30 protein-coding genes are annotated in these 23,908 nt (G+C 66.7%); 19 read left to right on the forward strand and 11 right to left on the reverse strand.

Features of this window, described 5'->3' with window-relative positions:
- The 3 genes from H8M03_RS08825 to rpmI all read right to left on the reverse strand — a co-directional run bounded on the left by H8M03_RS08825 (position 1) and on the right by rpmI (position 1,777).
- Positions 1-999: a L,D-transpeptidase gene (locus H8M03_RS08825; RefSeq protein ID WP_187479083.1), complete on the reverse strand. Its 999-nt coding sequence runs from the start codon at positions 997-999 to the stop codon at positions 1-3.
- A gap of 165 nt (positions 1,000-1,164) precedes the next feature.
- Positions 1,165-1,560, reverse strand: a complete 396-nt coding sequence (rplT, locus tag H8M03_RS08830; RefSeq protein WP_187479084.1) for a 50S ribosomal protein L20 — start codon at positions 1,558-1,560, stop codon at positions 1,165-1,167.
- A gap of 13 nt (positions 1,561-1,573) precedes the next feature.
- Entirely contained in the window at positions 1,574-1,777 is a 204-nt protein-coding gene (gene rpmI, locus H8M03_RS08835) for a 50S ribosomal protein L35 (protein ID WP_187479085.1), read from the reverse strand.
- Between the two features lie 185 nt (positions 1,778-1,962).
- Between rpmI and H8M03_RS08840 the strand changes: the two genes are divergently transcribed.
- On the forward strand, positions 1,963-2,397 hold the full coding sequence (locus tag H8M03_RS08840) for a pyridoxamine 5'-phosphate oxidase family protein (RefSeq protein WP_187479086.1): 435 nt from the start codon (positions 1,963-1,965) through the stop codon (positions 2,395-2,397).
- A 4-nt stretch (positions 2,398-2,401) separates the two neighbouring features.
- On the opposite strand, the gene H8M03_RS08845 is transcribed toward H8M03_RS08840, so the two are convergent.
- The 3 genes from H8M03_RS08845 to H8M03_RS08855 are packed head-to-tail and all read right to left on the reverse strand — an operon-like array spanning position 2,402 to position 4,612.
- Positions 2,402-3,058: an SDR family oxidoreductase gene (locus H8M03_RS08845; protein WP_187479087.1), complete on the reverse strand. Its 657-nt coding sequence runs from the start codon at positions 3,056-3,058 to the stop codon at positions 2,402-2,404.
- A gap of 30 nt (positions 3,059-3,088) precedes the next feature.
- A complete protein-coding gene (locus H8M03_RS08850; protein WP_187479088.1) occupies positions 3,089-3,664 on the reverse strand; it encodes an SOS response-associated peptidase in 576 nt (191 codons plus the stop codon).
- A 12-nt stretch (positions 3,665-3,676) separates the two neighbouring features.
- Entirely contained in the window at positions 3,677-4,612 is a 936-nt protein-coding gene (locus H8M03_RS08855; RefSeq protein ID WP_187481018.1) for a ribose-phosphate pyrophosphokinase, read from the reverse strand.
- A gap of 103 nt (positions 4,613-4,715) precedes the next feature.
- On the opposite strand from H8M03_RS08855, the gene H8M03_RS08860 reads away from it, so the two are divergent.
- The 10 genes from H8M03_RS08860 to ribH all read left to right on the forward strand — a co-directional run bounded on the left by H8M03_RS08860 (position 4,716) and on the right by ribH (position 13,668).
- Entirely contained in the window at positions 4,716-6,359 is a 1,644-nt protein-coding gene (locus H8M03_RS08860; RefSeq protein ID WP_187479089.1) for an NAD+ synthase, read from the forward strand.
- Between the two features lie 37 nt (positions 6,360-6,396).
- A complete protein-coding gene (locus tag H8M03_RS08865) occupies positions 6,397-7,098 on the forward strand; it encodes a hypothetical protein (protein WP_187479090.1) in 702 nt (233 codons plus the stop codon).
- 60 nt (positions 7,099-7,158) lie between these two features.
- Positions 7,159-7,794, forward strand: coding sequence for a hypothetical protein (locus H8M03_RS08870; protein WP_187479091.1), 636 nt, complete (start codon positions 7,159-7,161; stop codon positions 7,792-7,794).
- A gap of 97 nt (positions 7,795-7,891) precedes the next feature.
- Positions 7,892-9,211, forward strand: a complete 1,320-nt coding sequence (gene gltX, locus H8M03_RS08875) for a glutamate--tRNA ligase (protein WP_187479092.1) — start codon at positions 7,892-7,894, stop codon at positions 9,209-9,211.
- Positions 9,212-9,289: 78 nt separating this feature from the next.
- The gene (locus H8M03_RS08880) at positions 9,290-9,946 is read left to right on the forward strand and encodes an energy transducer TonB (RefSeq protein WP_187479093.1); all 657 of its coding nucleotides are present in this window, start codon (positions 9,290-9,292) and stop codon (positions 9,944-9,946) included.
- A gap of 39 nt (positions 9,947-9,985) precedes the next feature.
- Positions 9,986-10,309: a hypothetical protein gene (locus H8M03_RS08885; protein WP_187479094.1), complete on the forward strand. Its 324-nt coding sequence runs from the start codon at positions 9,986-9,988 to the stop codon at positions 10,307-10,309.
- Between the two features lie 13 nt (positions 10,310-10,322).
- Positions 10,323-11,279: a bifunctional diaminohydroxyphosphoribosylaminopyrimidine deaminase/5-amino-6-(5-phosphoribosylamino)uracil reductase RibD gene (ribD, locus tag H8M03_RS08890; RefSeq protein ID WP_187479095.1), complete on the forward strand. Its 957-nt coding sequence runs from the start codon at positions 10,323-10,325 to the stop codon at positions 11,277-11,279.
- A 9-nt stretch (positions 11,280-11,288) separates the two neighbouring features.
- Positions 11,289-11,897 (forward strand): riboflavin synthase, encoded by a 609-nt coding sequence (locus H8M03_RS08895; protein WP_187479096.1) that lies wholly within the window; start codon positions 11,289-11,291, stop codon positions 11,895-11,897.
- 54 nt (positions 11,898-11,951) lie between these two features.
- The gene (gene ribB / locus H8M03_RS08900) at positions 11,952-13,241 is read left to right on the forward strand and encodes a 3,4-dihydroxy-2-butanone-4-phosphate synthase (protein WP_187479097.1); all 1,290 of its coding nucleotides are present in this window, start codon (positions 11,952-11,954) and stop codon (positions 13,239-13,241) included.
- Between the two features lie 4 nt (positions 13,242-13,245).
- Positions 13,246-13,668 (forward strand): 6,7-dimethyl-8-ribityllumazine synthase, encoded by a 423-nt coding sequence (gene ribH, locus H8M03_RS08905; RefSeq protein ID WP_187479098.1) that lies wholly within the window; start codon positions 13,246-13,248, stop codon positions 13,666-13,668.
- Here ribH and H8M03_RS08910 read toward each other — a convergent pair.
- Positions 13,665-14,291, reverse strand: a complete 627-nt coding sequence (locus H8M03_RS08910) for an SOUL family heme-binding protein (RefSeq protein WP_187479099.1) — start codon at positions 14,289-14,291, stop codon at positions 13,665-13,667. The genes ribH and H8M03_RS08910 overlap by 4 nt on opposite strands.
- Positions 14,292-14,384: 93 nt before the next feature.
- Between H8M03_RS08910 and H8M03_RS08915 the strand changes: the two genes are divergently transcribed.
- The 5 genes from H8M03_RS08915 to ssb are packed head-to-tail and all read left to right on the forward strand — an operon-like array spanning position 14,385 to position 18,617.
- A complete protein-coding gene (locus H8M03_RS08915) occupies positions 14,385-15,278 on the forward strand; it encodes a DMT family transporter (protein WP_187479100.1) in 894 nt (297 codons plus the stop codon).
- An 8-nt stretch (positions 15,279-15,286) separates the two neighbouring features.
- Positions 15,287-15,934, forward strand: coding sequence for a COQ9 family protein (locus H8M03_RS08920; RefSeq protein ID WP_187479101.1), 648 nt, complete (start codon positions 15,287-15,289; stop codon positions 15,932-15,934).
- Between the two features lie 54 nt (positions 15,935-15,988).
- A complete protein-coding gene (locus tag H8M03_RS08925; RefSeq protein WP_246448827.1) occupies positions 15,989-16,258 on the forward strand; it encodes a FeoA family protein in 270 nt (89 codons plus the stop codon).
- Between the two features lie 9 nt (positions 16,259-16,267).
- Positions 16,268-18,118, forward strand: coding sequence for a ferrous iron transporter B (gene feoB, locus H8M03_RS08930; protein ID WP_187479103.1), 1,851 nt, complete (start codon positions 16,268-16,270; stop codon positions 18,116-18,118).
- Between the two features lie 13 nt (positions 18,119-18,131).
- Positions 18,132-18,617, forward strand: a complete 486-nt coding sequence (gene ssb / locus H8M03_RS08935; protein WP_187479104.1) for a single-stranded DNA-binding protein — start codon at positions 18,132-18,134, stop codon at positions 18,615-18,617.
- Here ssb and H8M03_RS08940 read toward each other — a convergent pair.
- From H8M03_RS08940 to H8M03_RS08950, 3 genes are read right to left on the reverse strand one after another with little or no spacing between them, the layout of a single operon-like run.
- Complete coding sequence (locus tag H8M03_RS08940; RefSeq protein ID WP_222931868.1) at positions 18,614-19,579, reverse strand: alpha/beta hydrolase; 966 nt, start codon at positions 19,577-19,579, stop codon at positions 18,614-18,616. The two genes, ssb and H8M03_RS08940, sit on opposite strands and share 4 nt — an antisense overlap.
- 16 nt (positions 19,580-19,595) lie before the next feature.
- On the reverse strand, positions 19,596-20,117 hold the full coding sequence (locus H8M03_RS08945) for a YceD family protein (protein WP_187479105.1): 522 nt from the start codon (positions 20,115-20,117) through the stop codon (positions 19,596-19,598).
- Positions 20,117-20,632, reverse strand: coding sequence for a ubiquinol-cytochrome C chaperone family protein (locus H8M03_RS08950; protein ID WP_187479106.1), 516 nt, complete (start codon positions 20,630-20,632; stop codon positions 20,117-20,119). Before H8M03_RS08950 ends, H8M03_RS08945 begins: the two co-directional genes overlap by 1 nt.
- A 126-nt stretch (positions 20,633-20,758) precedes the next feature.
- Between H8M03_RS08950 and H8M03_RS08955 the strand changes: the two genes are divergently transcribed.
- From H8M03_RS08955 to H8M03_RS08965, 3 genes are read left to right on the forward strand one after another with little or no spacing between them, the layout of a single operon-like run.
- Positions 20,759-21,217 carry an outer membrane protein assembly factor BamE gene (locus H8M03_RS08955; protein WP_187479107.1) on the forward strand — a complete coding sequence of 153 codons (459 nt, stop codon included), beginning with the start codon at positions 20,759-20,761 and terminating at the stop codon, positions 21,215-21,217.
- Positions 21,218-21,250: 33 nt separating this feature from the next.
- On the forward strand, positions 21,251-22,018 hold the full coding sequence (locus tag H8M03_RS08960; RefSeq protein ID WP_187479108.1) for a tryptophan 2,3-dioxygenase: 768 nt from the start codon (positions 21,251-21,253) through the stop codon (positions 22,016-22,018).
- Entirely contained in the window at positions 22,015-23,172 is a 1,158-nt protein-coding gene (locus H8M03_RS08965) for an aminotransferase class V-fold PLP-dependent enzyme (protein WP_187479109.1), read from the forward strand. Before H8M03_RS08960 ends, H8M03_RS08965 begins: the two co-directional genes overlap by 4 nt.
- On the opposite strand, the gene H8M03_RS08970 is transcribed toward H8M03_RS08965, so the two are convergent.
- Positions 23,169-23,804, reverse strand: a complete 636-nt coding sequence (locus H8M03_RS08970) for a TetR/AcrR family transcriptional regulator (RefSeq protein WP_187479110.1) — start codon at positions 23,802-23,804, stop codon at positions 23,169-23,171. The genes H8M03_RS08965 and H8M03_RS08970 overlap by 4 nt on opposite strands.
- Positions 23,805-23,908: the final 104 nt, after the last annotated feature.

The following is a 23,908-nucleotide window of genomic DNA, read 5'->3' on the forward strand; positions in this document are numbered from 1 at the left end:
TCACGGGTTGGTGGCGCTGGCCATCATCGTCATCATCTTCCCGCTATTGTCCTGGCGAACCGGTGCCTGGGTGACGAGGATCGTCGTCCCCGGCACGATCACGTTGCTGAGCGCGGTCCGGAAGGCGGCGGGCAGGCGGGTCTGCTGCAGGATCGAAGTGTCGAGCGGGCTGCCGGCATCGCCAAGATGCCCGGGCACGCCGACCGTCATCCACCGCGCCGCCCCGTCCTTGCCCTTGGTATAGGTCAGCACGTGGGTCTCGAAATCGTCGCCGCCGATTTCCGCCTTCGACCGGCCGATCTCCACGCCATTGCGCAGGACGATCACCCGCTGATCGCTGCGCGACACGATGATCGTCACGGGGCCGCTGGGCGACAGGTTCGGCTGCCAGCGCGCGCCTTCGTCGGGCGCCAGCGGGACGTGGGGTATCTGGACCCCCCGGTCGCCTTCGGGTGCCAGCACGCCGGCGTTGTTGGCGAGGTGGACGCTGCCCGCATGACCGGCGACGATGACCGTCCCGCCCATGTGGGTCTGGCCGAACAGCAAGCGAGAGAATTCCAGGGGCAGGTGCACGCAGCCGTGGCTTTCCGGATATCCCGGCAGGCCGCCTGCATGCAGCGCGACGCCGTCTACCGTCAGCCTCTCCTGATAGGGCATCGGCGCATTGTTATATTTGCTCGAATGGTGGTTCGCGTCCTTTTGCAGGATCGTGAACACGCCGGTCGGGGTCTCGTGGCCCGGCTTGCCCGTCGACACGGTCGATACGCCGATCCGCACGCCGTTGCGGTACACCGTTGCCAGCTGGCGGGACAGGTCGACGAACACGATCATCGGCCCTTCCGGCGCGATCTGCGGCGCCCACACCCACTGGCCGGGTTTCAGCTTGTCCGCCTGCCGCGCAAGCTCGATGGGCGAAGTGGTCTTCGACCCCTGCGACACGGCCGCGACGGGAATTGCCAGAGCAATCGCCGATATCAGCAAGACGTTGAACCGCTTCATCAATGCATCCCCCAAGCAAAACGGACGCCCGTAACCCGCGCCGGACTAGAAGCTATCCTAAATGCGTTTGATCTCAAGCCGAATCATCGGCGGCGTGCCACGCACGGAAAAGGGCGCCGGGATTGCTCCCGACGCCCTCGAATATCCTGCACTTCGACCTTGGGGTCAGGCGGTCGCCTTTTCCTTGGCGCCGTCCTTTTCCTTCTTGTCGATCGCGTCCTTCGCCTGGGCGATGATGCCCTTGAAGGCTTCGCCCTCGTGCATCGCGATGTCGGCCAGGACCTTGCGGTCGAGATCGATGTTCGCAAGCTTGAGAGCATGGATGAACTGGCCGTAGGTCAGACCTTCGGCGCGGACCGCGGCGTTGATGCGCTGAATCCACAAAGCGCGGAAGCTGCGCTTCTTAACCTTGCGGTCGCGATAGGCGTACTGACCGGCCTTTTCGACCGCCTGGCGGGCGATGCGGATAGTGTTCTTGCGGCGGCCATAATAGCCCTTCGCCTGTTCCAGGATCCGCTTGTGCTTGGCGCGCGTAGTCACGCCGCGTTTGATGCGTGGCATTGATTAGCGCTCCTTACTTCAGGCCGTAGGGGGCCCAGAGCTTCACGCGCGCCACGTCGGCGTCGGCGAGAATCTCGGTACCGCGGTTCTGGCGGATGTACTTGGCGTTGTGGCTGATCAGCCGGTGGCGCTTGCCGGCGACTCCGTGCTTCACCTTGCCGGTGGCGGTGAGCTTGAAGCGCTTTTTGACGCCGCTCTTCGTCTTGAGCTTGGGCATTTTCGTCTCCTGACGTCTATGAACGGCCGCGGCAGCCCTTGATGGCCGGGCGCGTTCTGTTGTTCCAGCGATCTGGAAGAGCGCGGGCCTATACCGGCCAAAGGCCGTGCGCGCAACCTGCAGCGATCCGGCGGCCGCGGCGTTGTCCTGACCGACCACTTACAACATTGGAAGGACGCCGACCCATGGCCGACAAGAGCTTGGACGATATCAGTGAAGCGATGCGGGACATCGATTTCTGCATGCTGTCGACGCGCACCGACGGCGGCGCCATCGCCGCCCGCCCGATGAGCAACAATCGCGAAGTCGATTATGCGGGCGACAGCTACTTCTTCACCTGCGACGACGCCCGCACGGTCAGCGACATCGAAAGCAACCCGAAGGTGGGCCTGAGCTATCAGGGCAAGGGCTCGATCCTCGGCAAACCGGGGATCTTCATCGCCATCGAGGCCAAGGCTGACCTGATCAAGGACAAGCACGAGTTCGAAAAGCATTGGACTGACGGCTTGGACCGCTGGTTCGAACAGGGCGTCGACACGCCGGGCCTGACCCTGATCCACGCCAAGGCCGAGCGCATCCATTACTGGGATGGCGGCGAAGAAGGCGAAGTAAAGATCTAGGCCGTCACCACGGGACGCTCGAGCCGTCGTAACTGAAGAATTCGCCGCTATCGTCGGGGCCGAGCCCGGCGATCACCTGCCGCAGGCCGCGGATGCTTTCCTCCGGTGTCAGCGGCGCGGCGCTTCCGCCCATGCGCGTCTGCACCCAGCCGGGGTGGAAGACGGCGCAGACGACCTTGCCGCGATTGTCGATGGCCAGGCTCCGCCACGCGGAATTGAGCGCCGATTTCGATGAGCGATAGGCGATGAACCCGCCGCTGTCGTTGTCGGCGATGCTGCCCATCCGCGTGCTGACCGCGACCAGCTTGCCGCCCGCCTTGGCGACCAGCGGCAGGACCGACTGGGCAAGCAGGAACGGCGCGATTGAATTGACCGCGAAGGTTTCCAGCCAGCCGTCGCCCTCATCGGCGCTTTTTACCGACTTCGGCCCATAGGTGCCGGCGTTGGCGATCAGCAGGTCGAGCGCGTCGAGCGTCTTGCCGAAGCCCGCGACCGCATCGAAGTCACGCATGTCGAGTTGCTCGACGCGGACGCCCAGGCCGTCGAGCTCCTTGCTCGATTCGCGGACGGTGGCGACGACATCCCAGCCGTCGGCGGCATATTGGCGCGCCAGTTCAAGGCCGAGGCCGCGGTTCGCGCCGGTGATCAGGACTTTCTGCATGCCCACCCAACGCAGGCGGAGCGAAAAAGGTCAGGCCGGGGCGACGACCAGCTCGCCCGGCCCGGTCGGCACCAGCAGGTCGGCGGACCGCGCGCTCCCGTCCAGCCACGACCGCCACACGTCGGACGGCAGCAACACGATCTGCCGCCCGTGCAACGGCGCGACATCGGGGCCCGGCGGCGCGGTCAACAGCGTGAACGCCTCGCCGACATCCGGATTGTCCTTGATCAGCCCGGCGATCGCGAAGGTCCGTCCTTCCGCCGGCGTGAACAGCCAGCGGTCCTTGGTCTTCTGCCCCGGGTCGGCCGGCTTCGTATATTCGTAGAACCCGTCGAACGGGATCAGGGCCCGGTCACGCGGGAAATTGCGGCCGTCGGAGCGCAGGTTGAACAGCGGCGAGCCGTAGCTGCTGGGCCATGACCAGCGGCGCACGACCAGTTCGGCGTGATCCGCGTTCCACCGCACCACCGGCGCGCGGTCGGTGATGCGCACGTCGACCGGCTGGATGTTGGGCGCGCCTTCAGGAAAGGTGAGCGGGATCTGCACGTCCTCGAACAGGCGCCGGATCGCGTCCGGGCTCCGTTCGATGCGATACAGGTTGCACACCGGCGGCGCGGCCTAGTCGAACAGGCTGGACACGCTCGCTTCATCGGCGATGCGCCGGATGGCCTCGGCGAGCAGCGGCGCGACGGTCAAACGGCGGACGTCCCCGCCTTCCTCGTCGGCTTCACCGCCCCAGATGGAATCGGTGACGACCAGTTCCTTCAGCTCCGACGCCCCGACGCGCGCGGCGGCGGCGCCCGACAGCACGCCGTGGGTGCAATAAGCGAACACGTCGGTGGCGCCCTGCTGCTTCAGCGCGGCGGCGGCGTTGCACAAGGTGCCCGCCGAATCGACGATGTCGTCGATCAGGATGCAGGTGCGCCCCTCGACGTCGCCGATGATGTTCATCACTTCCGATTCGCCGGCGCGCTCGCGACGCTTGTCGACGATCGCCAGCGGCGCGTTGTTAAGCCGCTTGGCCAGGCTGCGGGCCCGGACCACGCCGCCGACGTCGGGCGACACCATGGTCAGCTTTTCGGTCGGGAAGCGGGCCTGGATGTCGGCGGCGATGACCGGCGACGCAAACAGGTTGTCGGTCGGGATGTCGAAGAATCCCTGGATCTGCCCGGCGTGCAAATCCATCGTCAGCACGCGGCTGGCGCCCGCGACGGTGATCAGGTTGGCGACCAGCTTGGCCGAAATCGGGGTGCGCGGCCCGGGTTTGCGGTCCTGCCGGGCATAGCCGAAATAGGGAATGACGGCGGTGATCCGGGTGGCCGACGCGCGCCGCAGCGCGTCGATCATGATCAGCAATTCCATCAGATTGTCGTTGGCCGGATAGCTGGTCGATTGCAGGACGAAGACATCCTCGCCGCGAACGTTCTCGTTGATCTCGACGAAGATTTCCTCGTCGGCGAAGCGGCGCACGCTGGCCTCGGTCAGCGGCACCTCGAGATAATCGGCGATCGATCGGGCCAGCGGCGGGTTGCTGTTCCCGGCAAGCAGTTTCATGTCGGATTCGCTCCCCAGCGGCGGAAGCGATGCCTTAGCCATCGCAGCGCCGCCGCGTAAAGCCTTGGTTGCCCGCCGCCGCCGGTTCGCTAAAGCGCAGGCCGTGGCCACCAGTCTCCGCATCGCGCTCGCGCAGGTCAACCAGAGGGTCGGCGACATCGCCGGCAACGTCGAGCGGATGCTGGAATGGCGCGTCCGGGCCGGCGCCGTCGACATCGTCATGTTCCCGGAATTGCAGCTGACTGGCTATCCGCCGGAAGACCTGGTGCTGAAGGCGGAATTCGTGCGCCGATCGATGGAGGCGTCCGAACGGCTGATCGACTCCACCGCCGACGGCGGGCCGGCGATCCTGTTCGGCTCGCTCCACGCCGAAGAAGGCAAGACCTACAACGCCTACACGCTCGCGGAGGATGGCAAGCTGCTCGCCCGGCGACTGAAGCGCGAGCTGCCCAATTACGGCACCTTCGATGAAAAGCGCGTGTTCGCCCAGGGACCCTTGCCCGAACCGGTCACCTACAAGGGCGTCACCTTCGGCATCCCGATCTGCGAGGATATCTGGCTGGAACCGGTCTGCGCGCATCTGAAACAGGCCGGCGCGCAATTCCTGCTGGTGCCGAACGGCAGCCCGTACGAGCTCAATAAGGACGAAAAGCGGCTTGCGCTGGTCGAGCGGCGAGTGACAGAGACCGGGCTTCCGATCGCCTATCTCAACCGCGTCGGTGGGCAGGACGAACTGGTATTCGAAGGCGCCAGCTTCGTCGTCAACGGTGACGGCAGCCTCGCCTGTCACATGCCCGATTTCGAAGAAGCGCTGGCGGTTACCACCTGGACCGGCGACGCCGGTGGCTGGCGCTGCGAGCCGCGCGCGATCAGCGCGGTCTCGGAATTCCCGGAAGACGTCTACCGGGCAATGATGATGGGCCTGAAGGACTATGTCGACGCCAACGGCTTTCCCGGCATCCTGCTGGGCCTGTCGGGCGGCATCGACAGCGCATTGAGCGCCGCGGTGGCGGTCGATGCGCTCGGCGCCGATCGCGTCCACTGCGTGATGATGCCCAGCAAGTACACCAGCCGGGATAGCCTGGACGACGCGGAAAACTGCGCCAGATTGCTCGGTTGCCGCCATGACGTCATTTCCATCGCGCCGGGCGTCGACGCGTTCGACGCGATGCTCGACAACCCGCAGGGGCTGGCGGCGGAGAACATCCAGTCGCGATTGCGGATGGTGACCCTGATGGCGCTCAGCAACGCGTCGGGCGAGATGCTTCTAACCACCGGGAACAAGAGCGAGATGAGCGTCGGCTACGCCACGCTTTATGGGGACATGGCCGGCGGCTATTCGGTGCTCAAGGACGCGTACAAGACGACGGTCTTCACCCTGTCGCGCTGGCGCAACCGGCGCCGCCCGCCCGGCGCGCTCGGTCCCGACGGTCCGGTTATGCCCGACCGGGTGATCACCAAGCCGCCGTCGGCCGAGCTTCGCCCCGACCAAAAGGATGAGGACAGCCTGCCGCCCTATGCGGTGCTCGACCGCATCCTCGATGCCCTGGTCGAGCGGGAATTGTCGGTCGCCGAAACGGCTGCCGCGACCGGCGCAGACACCACGCTGGTGGCGAAGATCGAACGGATGGTGCTGCGCGCCGAGTACAAACGCCGTCAGTCGCCGCCCGGCGTGAAAATCGGCATCCGCAATTTCGGCCGCGACCGCCGCTACCCGATCACAAACGCCTTCCACACCGGGAAATAAGGTCTAATCTCCCGCCCATTCGCGGGTTGGAGGGGGCATGTTCCAGACCGTTCGGCATTGGTGGGGCAGCGGCCGCGGCAAGATGACCGCTCGCCTGTTTCTGTTCGAATTCGTCGTCGTCGTCGCGGGTGTCCTTGTCGCCCAGGGGCTGGCGAACTGGGTGCAGGATCGCGCGGACCGCGACCATATGCGTGACGAACGGGCGCGCGCACGGCAGGAGCTGTCGCAGTTCGGATATTCCGCGCTGGCATGGAAGGCTGCAGCGCCCTGCCTGGCCGAACGGGTCGCAACGATCATGTCCGGCCAGGTCCGCGCTGGCAAAGACCTTCAGCGGCCGAGCCTCACCACCTTGAACTATACCCCGCCCGACGAGCATTCGCTGCTCCTGATCGGCAAGACATACGGGGCGGAGGAACGCGATCTCTACAAGATGCTCGCATCCGACTTGGGCAACATGAAAGCGCGCGGCGCATCGCTGATCGCGGCGTGGAGCCGGTTCGCCTTGCTCGACCCTGCGAACGGCCCAATCGGACCTTCGGATTTTGTGCAGGTGCGCATTGCCGGGGCCGATATCCTGGGCACGATCCATGGCGAGACGCTGATTGCCGATAACGTGCTCCAGCGCGTCAGGACCCTTGGCATCGAGCCGCGGTCGGCGGATCCGGCCTATGCACCCGCTCGCACGTGCGATTCCATCTGGCGGAGCGGCCGCATCGAGCCGCCGATCGAGAGGCGATAGCGGATGTTCCAGGCCGTCCGGCATTGGTGGAAAGGCGGCCGCGGCAAGGTCACCGTGCGGTTGTTCCTGTTCGAATTCGCGGTGGTCGTGGTCGGCGTCCTCGTTGCCCAGGGCCTGGCCAACTGGGTGCAGGCGCGCAGTGAGCGGGAGGAGGCCGGCCGGTTGCTTGACGACCTGACCGTGCAGGTCAGCGAGTTTCGACGGGATCTCAATTACTGGGACCGCGTCGGCCCATGCCTCCGCGCGCATGTCTCTGAGATCAAGCGGACCGCGGCCGGCGCCGGGACCATGAGCGCCGCGCAGATCGGACGGCCGGCCCTGCCGCAACCCTCCAGGCTCAATTTTTCCGGCGACGAATGGCAAAAGGTCAGGAGGCTGGTGCCGCAGGAGAAAAGCACCTCTTTCACCACCCTGGCCGGGACGATCGAGACCTACCAGGCCTTCATATCCGATACCGCGCAGCAATGGGCCAAGCTGCGCCTGCTCGACGGCAACGATGGCACGCCCTCGCCCGCTGACCGGTCGCAAGTGCGCCTGGCAGCCACGATCATCGACAACAACATTCGCTGGATGATGTTTCAGCAACGGGCCGGTTCGGCGCAGACGCTCGCGACCGTGGGGATGGCTGGCGACAAGCGGCTACCGGATTCGGCTCGCTTCGTTGACCGGTGCGGATTGCTGACGGATTGGCGCTGACGACGTAATCGTCGGTGCGTCATGCACGGCCGGACACCGCCATGGCGCACGCAGGGCACTGGCCTGCGCCCGCGTCCGGGGCTAGGCGCTGGCGTCAATGACCGTCGTCACCCGCTTTGCACCATCGCCTACCGGCCGGCTTCACGTCGGCAACATCCGCACGGCGCTTCACAACTTCCTTTTCGCCAAAAAGCATGGCGGGCGTTTCCTGCTGCGCATCGACGACACCGACCGCGAGCGGTCGACCGTCGAATTCGATGCCGCGATCCGCGACGATCTCGACTGGCTGGGGCTGGCCCCCGACACCGTGGTTCGGCAGTCGGACCGCTTCGCCATTTACGAGCGGGAGTTCGATCGGCTGAAGGCGGCCGGCCGGGTCTACGCCTGCTACGAAACGCCGGAAGAGCTGGAGCTCCGCCGCAAGGTGCTGCTCGGCCGCGGCCTGCCGCCGGTTTACGAGCGCAAGCCCGATGATGCGCCCGTACCGGACGACCGCCCGGCGCACTGGCGGTTCAAGCTCGACCATGGCGCGCCGATCGAATGGACCGACCTGATCCGCGGCCCGCAGAAGTTCGACCCGAAACTGCTTAGCGACCCGGTCATCCGCCGGGCCGACGGCAGCTGGTTGTACCTGCTGCCCAGCGTCATCGACGACATCGACCTTGGCATTACGCATGTCGTGCGCGGCGAGGATCACGTGTCGAACAGCGCGGGGCAGATCCAGATGTTCGACGCGCTGGGCGCGACCTCGCCGGACTTCGCGCACGAAGCGCTGCTGGTCGCCGCGGAAGGCAAGCTGTCGAAGCGCCTTGGCTCCTATGGTGCGCAGCACCTGCGCGAAGAAGGGGTGGAGCCGATGGCGATGCTGTCGGTCCTGGCGCGCATCGGGACCTCGCAGCCGGTCGAACCGATCGCCACGCTCGATGCGCTGGCCCGCGATTTCGACTTCGCCCATTTCGGCCGCGCACCCGCGCACTTCGATTCCCACGATGTCGAACTGGTCAACGCCAAGCTTGTGCATGACCTTCCCTTCGCTGCGGTTCGCGAGCAGTTGCCGGCGGAGGCGAGCGAAGCCGACTGGCTGGCGATACGGCCGAACCTAACGCGGGTGGCGGACTTTGCCGGCTGGATGCCGGTCCTGCACGGGGCGATCGACGCGCCCGACCTCAATCACGAAGAACGCGCTTTGGTGCGAGAGGCCGCCGCCGCCGCGACGACGATCGACTGGTCGGAAGCGCCTTGGAAAGCGCTGACGGACGCGGTGAAATCGGCCACCGGGGCCAAGGGCCGCGCGCTGTTCCACCCGCTGCGCCTGGCGATCACCGGGCGCGACAGCGGTCCGGAAATGGCCGGTCTGCTCGAACGGATCGGGAAGGACGCGGTCGTTCGCCGTCTGGAAGCCGCCGCCAAACGCTAGCCGACAATGTCTGGCCGACACCACTTGCCAAGCATACGATATGTTGTAACATTGCACGTACATTGGAGGAGTCGTGCGATGAGTGTCTATGCTCCCGTTCCTGCCTTCGCCGACCGGGCGCGCCACCCGCGTGCCCTCGTCATCATCGTCGGTGCCCATGCCGCTTTGCTCGCCGCGGTGATCAGCGCCAGGATGGATATGCCCGTGCCCTGGGCCCCGACAGCCACCACCGTGACCCTCGTGCCCGAAGACCCGGTGCCGCCCGAAAATCCTCCGCCGGAAAGGCCGAAGTCCGCAACGCCGGCCAAAGAAACCGTCCGGCCGGTCGATCCGGTCGTCCCGACGCCGCCGCTCAATCCTCCCTCGCTCGATCCGACTCCGCTGCCCCCGATCGATCCCGGCGCGTCCATCGGCTCCGGCAACAGCGTTACGCCCGGACTGCCTGCCGACCCGGTGCGCGTCGGGCCGCGCTTCGCCACACCCGAATCGCGCGTCCGGCCGCCCTATCCGGCGCAGAAGATCAGCAGCGAGGAGGAAGCGGCGCTGCGGCTGCGCCTGTCGATCGACGCCCAAGGGCGAGTCACCGCCGTGGACGGCGTCGGCGCCAACGACCCGGTGTTCCTTGTCGCCGCGCGGCGGCACATCATCGCCAATTGGCGCTACCGGCCAGCGACCGAGAACGGGAAGCCCGTGGCCAGTTCGACGGTGATCACCTTGCGCTTCGAGCTCGACTGACACTGGCGGCGGCGGGCCGCAGCGCTTATCTTGCCACGCATGAGCTGGTTTCCCCGTCCCGTCGGACCGCGCGCCGCCTTCGCCGACCTTGCTGCCTTCATGCGGCAGCGCAGCCGCGAACAGGTCATCGGCGCTGCCCTGGCGCTGCTCGCGACGATCATCCTCGTCATCCTCTTCATGGTCGATTCGCAGATCAACACGGCCCCGCCGGCGCAGATCATCTACGCCGAAAACTGGCGCGCCGACCGCACCGATGCGGAGATCATCGCCGACCAGAAGAAGGACCAGGAGATCAAGCGCGAATATCAGGCCAAGAAGCGCGCCGAGTTCCAGCAACTGCAGAACTCGCTCGGGATTGAATAAGGACGGCAAGCGATTGGCCGCGGCGGTCGCGCTGGGCGAGGCCGCCCGCGGGTCCACTGCGCCCAACCCCAACGTCGGCTGCGTCATCGTCTCCCCCGCCGGCGACATCGTCGGCCGCGGCGCGACGGCGCCCGGCGGCCGCCCGCACGCCGAAGCGGTCGCGCTGGCCGAGGCTGGCAATGCCGCGCGCGGGTCGACCGTCTATGTGACGCTGGAACCTTGCGCCCATGCCAGCGAACGCGGGCCCCGCTGCTCCGACCTGCTGGCGGACGCCCGGCCGGAACGCGTGGTGGTCGCGCTGAAGGATCCTGATCCGCGCACCGCCGGCAAAGGGATCGAGCGACTGCGTTCCGCCGGCATCGCGGTCACGACCGGCACAGGACGCAAGGCTGCGACCGCGTCGCTGTCCGGCTATCTGACTCGGCTCCGCCTCGGTCGTCCGCGGATCACGCTCAAGCTCGCGCTGTCGATCGACGGCAAGATCGCTCTGCCGTCCGGCGAATCGCAATGGATCACGGGGGAGGATGCGGGCCGCCATGTGCACCTCGAACGGGCACGGGCGGACATGATCCTGGTCGGCCGCGGCACCTACCTCGCCGACGCACCCCGGCTCGACGTCCGCCTGCCCGGGCTCGAGGAACGGTCGCCCCGCCGTGCGCTGCTGACTCGCGGCGACGCGGTCGACGGCTGGGAAATCCTTGCGAATCCGCAGGATGTGTATCGGCTTCATGACGTCAATGACCTGCTGGTCGAAGGCGGATCGGCCACGGCGACCGCCTTCCTCAGCGAGGACCTGGTCGACCGTATCCTTATCTATCGCGCCCCGATCATCGTCGGCGAGGGCAAGTCGTCGTTCGGCTATGTCGGGCTCGACGTCATCGCCGATGCGCACGGCCGCTGGCGCCCGGCGGACGAGCAGCGGCTCGGCATCGACCGGCTGGAAGTTTACGAGCGCGTGCGCTCGGCCTAAGCCGCCGCCATGTTCACCGGCATCGTCACCGACATCGGCACCGTCATCGCCGCCGAACGGCGCGGCGACCTGCGCCTGCGCATCCGCTGCGGCTTTGACCTGGCGACCGTCGACCTTGGCGCGTCTATCTGCTGTTCCGGCGTTTGCCTGACCGTGGTCGACAAGGGCGATGACTGGTTCGCGGTCGACGTGTCGGGCGAAACGCTGTCGCGAACGGCGCCCGGCCTGTGGCAGGACGGCGCGCGGCTCAACCTCGAACGATCGCTGCGCGTCGGCGACGAACTCGGCGGCCACTTCGTCACCGGCCATGTCGATTGCGTTGGCACTGTCGTCGACGCTGTCGCGGAAGGCGGGTCGACGCGGATCGTCATATCGATCCCCGACGATCAGGCCGCGCTGGTGGCGACCAAGGGCTCGATCACGCTCGACGGGGTGTCGCTGACCGTGAATGCTGTGTGCGAAGGCGACAAGGGATCGGCGCAATTCGCCGTCAACATCATCCCCCACACCGCCGACCACGCCACGCTCGGTTCGTTGAAGGCAGGATCACAACTCAATGTGGAGTTCGATGTCCTTGCCCGCTATCTTGACCGGATGCTCGCCGCCCGCGCACAGTAGGCTACGACAACTCAAGCTTCCAATCACATCCGAATGTGATTATTGGCGAGTCGCATGAGCACGACCCTCATCGACCGCATCAACGCGATCATCGACACCGGCGAAATCAGCCGCGCCGCGCTGGCACGGGCGGCCGGCCTTCACCCCAACAGCCTGCGCAAGCTTGGCACGGACGAATGGAATCCGACCGCCGATACGCTCAAGCGGCTGGAAAAGCTGATTCAGCGCGGCACCACCGACGTGCTGGTCGGTGCCGAAGCGATCATCGACGAAGCCCGTAACGGGCGGATGTTCATCCTCGTCGACGACGACGATCGCGAGAATGAAGGCGACCTCATCATCCCGGCACAGATGGCGACGCCCGACGCGATCAACTTCATGGCCCGGCACGGCCGCGGCCTCATCTGCCTGGCGCTGACCAAGGAGCGCGCGGATACGCTCGGGCTCGAACCGATGAGCCGCAACAACCGCAGCCGCAACGAGACCGCCTTCACCGTCTCGATCGAGGCGAAAGAGGGGATTTCCACCGGGATCAGCGCCGCCGACCGCGCGCGCACCATCGCGGTGGCAATCGATGCCACCAATGGCCCGGACGAAATCGTCTCTCCCGGCCATGTTTTCCCGCTTGTCGCCCGTCCCGGCGGCGTGCTGGTTCGCGCCGGCCATACCGAGGCCGCCGCCGACGTTTCGCGGCTTGCCGGCCTCAATCCCAGCGCGGTGATCTGCGAAATCATGCGCGACGACGGCTCGATGGCCCGGCTTGACGACCTGATGGACTTTGCCCGGGCGCACGGGCTGAAGATCGGCACCATCCGCGACCTTATCGCCTACCGGCTGAAAAAAGATCATCTGGTCGAACGCAAGGCGTCGTCCAAGTTTCGGGCGGCCAGCGGGGCCGAATGGGAAGCCCAGGTCTTCCGTGACAAATCGAGCGGCGAGGAGCAGCTCGCGCTGGTCCACGGCACGCTCAACCCGGACGAGCCGGTGCTGGTGCGCATGCACAGCCTCGACCTGTTCGCGGACGTGCTCGGCGAACGCGGCCAGCGGTCCGGCCTGCTGCGCTCGGCAATGGCGATGATCGAGGAAGAAGGGTCGGGCGTAGTCGTCGCCCTCCACGCCGCCGCGGCGGGCTCGCTGTCGCGCTCCATCGATGCTCGTGCCGGCAATCCGGTCGAAGGCGGCGATGCCATTCGCGGCTACGGCATCGGCGCACAGATCCTTGCCGCGCTTGGCGTCCACGACATGATCCTGCTGTCCAACACCCGCCATTCGCCGGTCGCGCTGTCGGGCTACGGCCTGGCGATCGTCGCCGAACGGCCGATCATTTCCCCTTCGCAGGACTGACGTCATGGCTGCATTCCTGGTTGCCGAGGCACGCTATTATCCGCACCTCAACGACATGCTTCTGGCCGGCGCCAAGGCTGCGATCGCCGCCGCCGGTCACACGCACGAGGTTGTCACCGTTCCCGGCGCACTCGAACTTCCCGGCGCGATCGCTATCGCCAACGAAAGCGGCCAGTATGCCGGGTTCGTCGCGCTCGGCATCGTCATCCGCGGCGAGACTTTCCATTTCGAAATCGTCGCGCAGGAAAGCGCTCGGGCCTTGATGGACCTGACGCTGGAAGGCCTGGCCATCGGCAACGGCATCCTCACGGTGGAGAACGAACAGCAAGCGATCGTCCGCGCCGACCCGGCCCAAGGCGACAAGGGCGGAGACGCGGCCCGCGCCGCCATCGCCCTGTTCGATCTTGCCGGAAGGTTCGCTGCCTAGTCGAGCGGCAGGATGACCTCGTTGCGGCGCAGCGGGGGCGGGATCATCGGCGAATTGTAAAAGGCATATTCGGGCTCGTTCGACACCTCTTCGCCGCGCCGGGCCAGCCAGCCGCGCAGCCGGTCTTCGCATTCGTTGAGCTTGTCGTCGTCGGCAGTGCCCGAAAAGCGGGCGACGCCGACACGCCGCGGCTCGACCGCGACCAGCTCCACCTCCTCGGGCGGATCGGGCAGGTCGTCGACCGACCGGCCCTCCGGCATTACGAAGCGCATCCGCCACGCGCCTTCGATCTCGTCGTCGAACAGCGGCGGGTCGCTGGCCATCGGATCGCCGCTGTCCTGCAGCACCGGGACCGTCATCGGCAGCTTTTCGCCGCCGCGCGACTTGGCGAAAATGTAATTGGCGAGGATTTCGAAGCCCTGGCTCAGCGCTTCCTTGCGCGGCCCCTGCACCACCGTTTCCGCGACGATGATCCGCGGATAGGACCGGATCTCCAGGTCGCCGTCGGTGACCAGCGTGCGATAGTCCGGGCCGGGCGTGGCCTTTTCCTGCAGATAATAGATCAGGGCTCCGACCGCGGCGACGGCCCCGACAGCGGCTCCAGCGACAACCGATTTACGCATAATCCACTCCTTGCAGGACGAAACCGGTCAACCGGCCAGCCCGCGCACCGTTCCCGAGTTGCGCGGGGGACAGGGATCGCTAACGCGCGATTGATGCCAGACCAGCGGCCGCACCCACTCGCTTTCCCGGTCATGCTGTTCGGCAACGCTGCGCTTGCCTTCGGCCCGTGGCTGGTGCGGCTGGCCGATGTCGGCCCGGTCGCGGTCGGGTTCTGGCGTTTGCTGATTGCGCTGCCCTTCCTGTGGCTTCTCGCCCGCGTCGTGCGCCAGCCCGCCTTCTTCCCCAAACGGTCGCTGGCCCTGCTCGTGCTTGGCGCGGCCGTGTTCTACGCGGTGGACCTGGCCGCATGGAACGCCGGCATCCTGCTTACCAAGCTCGGCAACGCGACCCTGTTCGGGAACAGCGGAAGCTTCCTGTTCGCGCTCTACGGCCTGTGGCTGGTCGGGCGGAAGCCGTCGCTGATGCAAGCAGGGGCGCTCGCACTCGCGCTGGTCGGTGCGGTGCTGATGATGGGCAGCAGCCTGGAACTCAGCCCGCAACATTTGCGCGGCGACGTGCTCGCGCTGGTCGCCGGCCTCTTTTACGGCGGCTATCTGGTGTTCGTCGAACGCGCCCGGGGCGGGCTTCAGGCCCTGCCGTTGCTGTTTCTCGCCACCGGCTTCGCCGCCCCGATGCTGCTCGTCATCAGCCTCGCGATGGGCGAGGTGCTGTGGCCGACCAACTGGACCCCGCTGCTGGTCTTTGCATTGTCCAGCCAGGTTCTGGGCCAGGCGCTGCTGGTCTGGTCGATCGGCGTGTTCCCGCCGCTGGTGGTCGGGCTCGCCCTGCTGACCCAGCCGGCGATCGCTACCCTGATCGGCTGGCTGGTGTTCGGCGAAACGCTCAGCCTCGCCGATTGGCTCGGGATGATCGCCATCTCGGCGGCGCTGGTGCTGGTGCGGTTGCCCGGGCGGGGCTTGCGCACTGCCGCCGCCCGGCCCAGTTGAGGGACGGCATGGAAGACGAAAGTCCTCTCGAACGCATTCGCGCCGCGCTGGCGCTCGCTGTCGGCGACAATGCCGTGTTTGACGGCTGGCGGCGCGCCGCGGTCGATTCGGCGGCAACGCAGGTCGGCATCGATCGCGACCAGGCGCGGCTCGCCTTTCCCAAGGACCAGTCGGGCATGGTCGACGCCTACATCCAGGCCGTGGACCGCGAAATGGAACGGCGCCTGCCGCCGGACCGGTTGGCGGCGATGAAGATCCGCGACCGGATACGCGCGCTCGTCTGGACGCGGCTGGAAATCATGAGCCCGGCGCGGGAAGCGGTGCGCAGTGCACTGGCAATTCTTGCCATGCCGCAGAATGCGCCGCTGGCGCTGCGCACCGGTTGGCGCTCGGCCGACCTGATGTGGCGGCTCGCGGGCGATACCGCGACCGATTACAATCATTATACCAAGCGGCTGACCCTCGGCGCGGTCTACGCCTCGACCCTGCTGGCATGGCTGGACGACGATAGCGAGGGCTGGGCCGACACCGGCGCCTTCCTCGACCGGCGCATCGACAACGTCATGCAGTTCGAAAAATGGAAGGCGCAGTGGCGCGGGCGCGAACATTTCAGCGTCAGCCGCTTTCTCGGCCGGCTTCGCTACCCGCCGAAATAGGCCCCCTGCGCGGCCTATTCCAATCTGCGAACGTTAATGATAATCACTCGCAACATGAACGCGCCATTCAAACCCGAGTCGCTCAGCCTCGACCAGCTCAAGGTCGGCACGCGGGCGATGATCGCCTCGATCGACTGGGCTTCGCTCGAAGGCGCCTCGGCGTCGCGGCTGCGCCACTTCGGGTTCGACGAAGGCGTGCCGGTCGAAGCCTTGCATCGCGGCCCGTTCGGCCGCGATCCGCTGGCCTTCCGCGTCGGCCGGATGACGGTCGCCATCCGCCGCAACCAGGCGCGCGCGGTGCGAGTTCTCCCGGCCGCCGCCTAGCTTAACCGGATGACCGCACTCCCGCTGGTTGCAGTCGCCGGCAGCCCCAATGCCGGCAAAAGCGCTCTGTTCAACGCGCTGACCGGCGCCCGCCAAAAAGTCGGTAATTATCCCGGCGTGACGGTGGAGCGCCATTCGGGCCGCGCCATGCTGCCCGACGGCCGCCCGGTGGAACTGGTCGACCTGCCCGGCGCCTACAGCCTCGAACCCGCCAGCCTCGACGAAGCGGTGACTCGCGACGTGCTGCTCGGCAAGCAAGCCGGCGAACGCCTGCCCGACGCGCTGCTGATCGTCGTCGACGCCTCCAACCTCGACAATCATCTGCGCTTCGCGTTGCAACTGATCGAACTCGGCCTGCCGACCGTGGTCGCGCTCAACATGGTCGATCTGGCCAGCCGCGACGGTCTCGAACTGGACTCGCGCGCGCTCGAAAAGGAATTGGGCGTACCGGTCGTCGAAACCGTCGCCGTCCGCCGCCGCGGCATCGACGGCCTGCACTCGGCGCTCGAAGGGATGCTCAGCGCGCCGCGCTGCCCGGCGCGGGTCGACGCGCCCAGCGACCTCGTCCTGCTGCAACGCCGCGCCCGCGACATCGCCACCGCCGCCGTGGTCAGCGAAAGCCCGGTGCGCCGCTGGACCCACCGGCTCGACGCCGTGCTGCTTCACCCGCTGGCCGGGCCGCTCATCCTTGCCGCCATCCTGTTCGTCATGTTCCAGGCCGTCTTCGCGTGGAGCGAGCTGCCGGTGTCGTGGATCGAGGCCGGGGTCGCGGGTCTTGCGTCCGCCGCGGGCACCCTGTTGCCGGACGGCGTCCTCCGCTCGCTGATCGTCGACGGCGTCATCAGCGGCGTTGGCGCGGTGGTCGTCTTCCTGCCGCAGATCCTCATCCTGTTCCTCTTCATCCTGCTCCTCGAAGCCAGCGGCTACATGGTCCGCGCGGCGTTCCTGATGGACCGGCTGATGAGCGGGGTCGGCCTGTCGGGACGCGCCTTCATTCCCCTGCTGTCCAGCTTCGCCTGCGCGGTGCCGGGGATCATGGCGACGCGCACCATCGACGACGACAAGGAACGGCTCGCGACCATCCTCGTCGCGCCGCTGATGACCTGCTCGGCGCGCCTGCCGGTCTACACGCTGATCATCGCCGCCTTCATTCCCAACCGCGACGTGGGCTACGGCGTCGGCCTGCAGGGGCTGGTGATGTTCGGCCTGTACCTCGCCGGCATCCTCGGCGCCTTGCTGGCCTCGCTTGCCATCCGCCGGACGATCATCCGCGGCGGCGTCGGCGGGTTCATGATGGAATTGCCCAAATATCAGTGGCCGGTATTGCGCGACGTGCTCATCGGCCTGTGGCAGCGTGCGCTCATCTTCCTCAAGCGCGCGGGCACCATCATCCTCGTCACCACCGTCGTGCTGTGGGCGCTTGCCAGCTTCCCGCGCGCCGAACCCGGCGAAAGCCAGGTCGAAGCGTCGATCGCCGGCAAGATCGGCGGCGTGATCCACGAAGCGGTCAAGCCGATCGGCTTCAACCGCGACATCTCGCTCGCCTTGTTGCCCGCTATGGCCGCGCGCGAAGTGGCGGTCAGCGCGATCGCCACCGTCTATGCGATCGACGCGACCGACGAGGAAGCGGCCAGCGCGACGCTGGCGGAAAAACTGCAAAGCCGCTGGTCGCTGGCCACGGCGCTGGCCTTCCTCGCCTGGTTCGTATTCGCACCGCAATGCATTTCAACCATCGCCGTCACCCGGCGCGAGACCAATGGCTGGAAATGGCCGGCCTTCATGGTTGGCTATCTATTCGCGCTCGCCTATCTCGCTGCGGGACTCACTTACTGGCTGGCGATCGCTGCCGGCCTCGGCTGAACGGGAGAATGATATGGCGGGCGTGAACAAGGTAATCCTGGTCGGCAATCTGGGGGCTGATCCGGAATCGCGCTCGCTCAACAACGGTGGCGAAGTGGTCAACATGCGCGTCGCCACGTCGGAAAGCTGGAAGGACCGCGACGGCAACCGGCAGGAACGCACCGAATGGCACAACGTCGTCATCTTCAACGAAAACCTCGGCCGCGTGGCGAAGAACTATCTGCGCAAGGGATCGAAGGTCTATCTCGAAGGGCAGATCCAGACCCGCAAGTGGCAGGGCCAGGACGGTAACGACCGCTACACCACCGAAATCGTCCTGCAGCGCTTCCGCGGCGAACTGGTTCTGCTCGACGCCGCAGGTGGCGGCGGCGGCGGTGGCGGCGGTGGCCGCAGCGACTACGGCGGCGGCGACGACGAATATGGCGGCGGATCGCGCCAGCAATCGCGGCCGCAGCCGGCGACGTTCAGCAACGACCTCGACGACGACGTACCGTTCTAGGGCCGGGCCGGCAGCGCTTTCAGCCAACCCACCGATCGCTCCAGCGCCAGGCGGCCCGCCGGGATGTCGAGATCGAATTGATATTCGTGCCCCAGCGGCGGCGCATAGTCGGGCGGGAAGAACAGCGTTTCCACCTTGCCCGTTCTGGCTTTCAAAGCCTTGGCCAGGGCCACGGATTGCGGGCCTAGCGGATCGGCGTTTCCAGCACTGATGAAAGCGGGCGGAAAGGCGCCGGTGACGTTCCCGACGACCGAAATGGTGTCGAAGCCCTTGGCATCGCGCCAGTTGCGCTTGCCGCTATAGGCCCAGGTGGTCGAGCCGACGAACCAGCCCAGCACCCCGCCGCCGCCGAGTTCGGTCACATCGTACACCCCGCAATACAACAGGACGCCGGCGATCGCCGCCGGAAAAACTTCACCACGGACACCGACCCGGCTGGCATAGGCGGGATCGACCGTTATCGCCGCCGTCTGGGCCGCGATCTGCGCGCCTGCGCTGTCGCCAGCAAGCACGATGCGGCGGGCGTCGATGCCGAGCCGCGCCTGGTTGGCCTGGAGAAAGGCCAGCGCCTTGCTGACTTGCCGAATCGGTGTCGGATAGATCGCGTCCGGCGCGATCGTGTAATCGACATTCGCGACCGTGAACCCGCGCCCGGCCAGAACCTTGGCGTAATTGGCGACATTGCCCCGCGCGCCCGACACGAACCCCCCGCCATGCACCCACACGATCAGCGGAGAACCCTGCGGGGTGTTCGCCGACCGATAGATATCGAGCAGCGCATGCTTGTAGTTGGGCGCATAGCGAAACGTGCGCACGGTGACGTCTTGCGGAACATGCTTTTCAAGCTTTTGCGACGCGCTCGCCGCACCCCGGTCGAACACGGCGCGGATGATCAGGATGCTTGGCCAAGGCGACAGCAGGAAAGCGGCAACGACGAGCCCCGCCACGCCCAGGAGGGCCACCGCCCACCTCCGCGGTTTAATCTCCGGCACTCTTCTTGAGCGCCGCCAGCGCCGCGAAGGGCCCGGCCTGCTCCTCGCTCAGAATGCCCGCGTCCTGCAGGGTCGCATCCGCTTCCGCGCTGCGCGGATACGGATTGATCGCCAGGGCCAGCGTGTCCGCGATCGCGCTGCCCAGGTCGATCGCCGCGCCGTCGTAGAACACCACGTCGCACTCGCTCTCGCTCAGCTCGACTTCCTCGTCCGGCTGCGCATCGACCGGTTCGGGCACGAAAAGCAATTCGAACGGCTCGTCGACATGTTCGGCGACGGGATCGCCGGTGGCCACGCACGCCTGCTCCAGCGCGGCGCGTACCCGGCCCGTTGCCCGGATCCGGTCGTTTTCGCGCGCGAGCACCGCATGCGCTTCGAAGCGGGTCAGCGCCGCCAGCCGAAGACGCTCCGCGACCGCCGCCAACTCGGCTTCGTCGGCCACCAGGTCGATGCGGTCGCCGTCGCGAATCTGCTGCAGCGCCAGCCGGTGGGCAAAATCGTCACGCATCAGAATTGTCCTTCGATCCGTTGTGGCTCGGCTGCTGCGGCCAACCGGCGCCACAGGCCGCGAAGCGCTTCTACGCTGTGTGCCAATGCGGCGTCGCGCGGCGCTTCGCCGCGATAGACGCTGCTCAGAGCGGTTGCAGGCCAGTCGAGTTCGTCGCCCGCGGCCGGCCGCCAGTCGTCGACCCGCCGTTCAAGCGATCCGACCAGCTTGCGCACCCGGCGGCCGAGGCCGGGGTCGTTGAGGCCGAGCTGGCGATGCTCCGCGTCCATCGCTTCGATGAACCGTTCGGTCAGCGCCGCGGAAGCGGCATCGCCCGCTGGCGACCCGCTTTCCAGCGCGACGATGGTCAACGCGGTGACCGTCGCCAGCACCGCGAAGCGCCCATCGATCGAATCTGCGACTTCGCCGTCCAGATACCAATGCGGCTTGCGCGCTTCCGCGACGACTGCGCCGAAAAGCGCGGCGCCGCGGCTTGGGCCCTTGCCCGTTAATCGGCCGAACAGGTTGCGAAGCATAGTGGTCCCTAACATATGCGGCGGGGTTGCGCCCCTGCCGTGCCAGCGCATAATGGCGGCAAGCGCTCTCGCTAATACCCTCGATCGAGCAGGTCGAGACGGGGAATTCCAGGAGAAGACACGGGCATGAAGGCTGCGAAAATCGCAACGGCGATCCTTGGGGCGGTGCTGCTTAGCGGCTGCATCGGCGTCCAGGAGCATCGCGGCTCGGTCATCGACAAGGAATTGGTGTCGGCCGTTCAGGTCGGCGTCGACAACAAGGAATCGGTGGCGCGCGTGCTTGGCCGTCCGACTTTCAACGGCGCGTTCGGCGACAGCGATTGGTATTACGTGTCACGCGATACCAAGCAGTTCGCGTTCCGCACGCCGCGGATCATGCAGCAGACGATCCTGCACGTCCGCTTCGACGCGGCGGGCAACGTCATCGCCGTCAACGAGACGGGCCCCGAACTTGTCGCGCGGATCAATCCGGAAGACGACACCACGCCGACGCTGGGCCGCCGCAAGAGCTTCTTCGACGAAATCTTCGGCAATATCGGCGCGGTCAATTCGCCGCTCGGCAACCCGCAGCAACCGCAGCAATAGCGTCGTTCGCGGCTTTGGCTTAATCGGGGGCGCATGACCGCGACCCCCGAGGGCATGACCTATGCCGATTACCTGAAGCTCGACCAGCTTCTCGGCGCCCAGCAACCCCTGTCCGACCTGCACGATGAAATGCTGTTCATCGTCATTCATCAGACCAAGGAACTGTGGCTCAAGCAGATGCTGCACGAGCTGGAGCTGGCGATCGGCCTGCTCGGCACGGACAGCTTTGCCCCGGCCTACAAGGCACTGGCCCGGGTGGGCCGGATCCAGTCGGTAATGACCTTGTCGTGGGACGTGCTGTCGACCCTGACCCCCGTCGACTACCTCAAGTTCCGCGACGTGCTCGGCACCTCGTCCGGCTTTCAGTCGGCGCAATTTCGCGAACTGGAATACCGACTGGGGATCAAGGACGAATCCTACCTCAAACATTATCCGCCCGGCACGGACGAGCGTATTCGCCTCGAACGCGCGCTGGCCGAGCCGAGCCTGCGCGAAGCGGCCCATACCGCGCTGCAGCGCGCCGGGTTCGATATCGGCGACGGGTCGGACGAAGCGGTCTCCGCCGCCTGGCTCGGGGTCTATCGCGACGCGGACCGCTGGTTCGACCTCTACCAGCTGGCGGAAAAGCTGATGGACGTCGACGACGCCCTGGCCGGATGGCGGCACAAGCATGTGCTCACGGTGGAACGGATCATCGGCAATCGGCAGGGCACCGGCGGGTCGGCCGGGGCGCCCTATTTGCGCTCGACGCTGGCCAAGCGCGCCTTTCCCGAACTGTGGGCGCTGAGGACCGAGCTTTGAGCTTCAAGGCCCTGTTTTCGACCAGCCTCGGCGCGGTGCCCGGCCGGCTGCACATGGCCGCGCACAGCCACCATTTGTGGCCCGACGCCAGCTTCGACGGCCAGGTGGAATGCTGGAACGACGCCGCCCGCCTTGCCGACGGCAAATGGGACCGGATCATGGGCGAGGTCTGGCCCGAGGCGCAGGCGAATGTCGCCGGCGAGCTGGGCAGCGGCATGCCCGACGCCGTCGTATTCGCGCCCAACACCCACGATCTGCTGGTGCGGATCGTCGCGGCCGCGGCCGAACGGGGCGTGGTGCGGGTACTGACCAGCGACGGCGAGTTCCACAGCGCGCGCCGGCAGTTCGCGCGCTGGGAGGAGGCCGGCACGATCGTCGTCGACCGCGTCGCGACCGACCCCTTCGGCAGCTTCGCCGATCGCTTCCTCGACGCGGCCCGGACCGGCGATCACGACATCGTCTTTGTCAGCCAGGTGATGTTCGGCAGCGGCCGCACCGTCGGACAGATCGACGCGCTGGCGGCGCTTGGCGCGCCCGACGGGCGGTGGGTCGTGATCGACGGCTATCACGCCTTCATGGCGATCGACGCGCCTTTTTCCGCCGCCGCGGCGCGAACCGCGTTCTACCTCGGCGGCGGATATAAATATGCGATGTCGGGCGAAGGCGCCGGCTTCCTCCATGCGCCGCCGGGCTTCGCGCCGCGGCCGCCGGTCACCGGCTGGTTCGCGGAGTTCGAAGATCTCACCCTGCCGCCCGGCAGCGTCGGCTACGCCGGGGACGCGATGCGCTTCATGGGCGCGACGTTCGACGCCTCGGGCCTGTACCGCTTCAACGCCGTGTGCCGGATGCTGCGCGACAACGGGCTCGATACGGCAACGATCTCGGCCCATGTGGCGGGCCTTCAACGCCGGGTGGTCGACGCGCTCGACGGTACGCCATTGGGCGCCGCGCAGCTGCTCAACCCCCTCGACGGCGGACCGCATGCGCGCTTCCTCGCTTTCCGCAGTCCGCGGGCGGACAGTTGGTGCGCGGAGCTCAAGGCACGCGACTGCATTACCGACGTGCGCGGCGACGTCCTGCGCGTGGGTCTCGGCCTTTATCACGATACGACCGACATCGACCGTTTTGCCGCGCTCGCGGCGGATCTCGCCTAGCGTTCGAGCCCGCGGCGGATCAGGCGGTTGGCGCATTGCGCGACCTCGGCCGGGTCTTCGTCGCCCCACACGGCAAAGCGCAGTCCGAGAAACACGTTCATGCCCATGATCGCCCACGCCTCGACCTCGCTGTCGAGCGGCGATCCGGCCGCGACCAGCTCCCCCTTGTCCTTGCCCGCGTCGAGCCGAGCGGCAATTCTGGACGCCGTCGTCCGATAGTGTTTCTCGAACGCGTCGGGGTCGGCGAATTCGGCCTCGTCGATGATGCGGTAGACCTGCTTGTGGTCGGCGGCGAACTGGAGATAGCTTTCCAGCGCGCGCTGTTCGCCGTCCAGCGTGTCGGTCGCGGCTTCAAGTGCCGGCGCGACATGGTCGCGGACACGCGCCGACATGTCGCTGACCAGCGCTTTGAACAGCGCCTCCTTGCTGTCGAAGTAGGTGTAGAACGTGCCAAGCGCGACGTCGGCCCGCTGGGTGATGCCGACGATCGAACTCTCGGAAAAGCCGCGTTCGCCGAATTCCTCCAGCGCCGCGTCCAGGATCTTGCGCAAAGTCTTGCGGCCGCGCGCCGTGCGCGGCGCCTTGTCTTCGCCGGCGAACGCCTCTTCGGCGACTATCCTGGTCGCAGCCATCACCTCCCCTGTAGCGACCCCGCAGAACTTTCCAAGTTGAAAGTCGGTTCAAGTTTCAGTAGGAAGGCGTCGGAGGATTCGCGACCGGTTCTGGACGCGTCAGT

Source organism: Sphingomonas sabuli, from assembly GCF_014352855.1.
Lineage (GTDB): Bacteria > Pseudomonadota > Alphaproteobacteria > Sphingomonadales > Sphingomonadaceae > Sphingomicrobium > Sphingomicrobium sabuli.